1 protein-coding gene is annotated in these 1,279 nt (G+C 60.4%); it reads left to right on the forward strand.

Features of this window, described 5'->3' with window-relative positions; all coding sequences use genetic code 11:
* Window positions 1-20: 20 nt before the first annotated feature.
* A protein-coding gene (locus U5809_RS34525) for an IS3 family transposase (RefSeq protein WP_322089843.1) occupies window positions 21-1,243 on the forward strand; the annotation gives its coding sequence in 2 pieces (ribosomal slippage) (window positions 21-386 and window positions 389-1,243; 1,221 coding nt in all).
* Window positions 1,244-1,279 lie beyond the last annotated feature (36 nt).

Here is a 1,279-nt window from a genome sequence, read left to right on the forward strand (position 1 = left end):
CCGAGACGAAGAGGTGCCAATTGGAACAAGGGATCAAGCGGACGCAGCGGGACTACAGCCTGGCTTTTAAGCTGTCGGTGGTGAGCCAGGTTGAAAAAGGCGAGCTGACGTATAGAGAGGCGCAGCAGCGCTACGGCATCCAGGGACGCTCGACGGTACTGGTATGGTTACGCAAGCACGGCTTGCAGGATTGGGCCGATCCATCCGGCCGTGCGCGATCGGGTTCTACCATGCCAAAGCAAGACGCCAAGCCGCTCACGCCTGAGCAGCGCATCAAGGAGTTGGAAACGCAGTTGCGGGAGGCGAAGGAGAAAGCCGCGCTGTTCGAGGCGGTGCTCGACGTGATGCGCAAGGACTACGGAATCACCGTAAAAAAGCCTTCGGGCAGGTCCTCGCGCAAAGGCGGATCGAAAAGCTGAGCGTCGAGCGGGCCTGCCGATACATGGGCATCAGCCGGCAAGCGTATTACAAGCGATGTCGCAGCGAGGAACGCCGCGGCACGCAAGCCGAAGCCGTGACGACGCTGGTGCGGGATATACGGTTGCGCCAGCCGAGACTCGGGACACGAAAACTGCACCATCTGCTCGGGCCCGTCTTGGGCGAGCGCGGCATCAAGCTGGGTCGAGATCGGCTGTTCGATGTGCTGCGCGCCGCCCGCCTGCTGGTCGTGCCGCACCGGGCGTACCACAAGACGACGCAAAGTCATCATCGCTTCCGGCGTCATCCGAATCTGCTCAAACCCGGACCGGATCAGGTCGTGCCAACTGGGCCTGAACAAGTGTGGGTGGCCGACATCACATATCTGCCCACGGCTGGCCGGTTCGTGTACCTGAGCCTGATTACCGATGCGTTCTCGCGCAAGATCGTCGGTCATCACGTTCATGACAGCCTGCAAACCGAACAGGTCAGCCAGGCGCTGAAGAAGGCGTTGCGCAGTCGCCGAACCTGTCAGCCCTTGATCCATCATTCCGATCGCGGGATCCAGTACTGCTCGACCTACTACCAAGACATCCATCGGCGTCACGGCTTGCGTTGTTCGATGACGGACGGCTACGACTGCTATCAAAATGCGCTGGCCGAGCAGGTCAACGGCATCCTCAAGGGTGAGTTCTTGCTGCAGCGTCCTGCTGACCTCGAGCAGGCCGCCAAGATGGTCGAACAGTCCGTGCGCATCTACAACCATGAGCGGCCACATGCCGCCCTGAAATACAAAACGCCCGATGCGATGCATCGGGCGTTCTAGCGCCTGGATACTGTCAACCTATTCCAGGACTTGACA

The organism is Burkholderia sp. BCC1999 (genome assembly GCF_905339975.1).
In the GTDB taxonomy this organism is placed as follows: domain Bacteria; phylum Pseudomonadota; class Gammaproteobacteria; order Burkholderiales; family Burkholderiaceae; genus Burkholderia.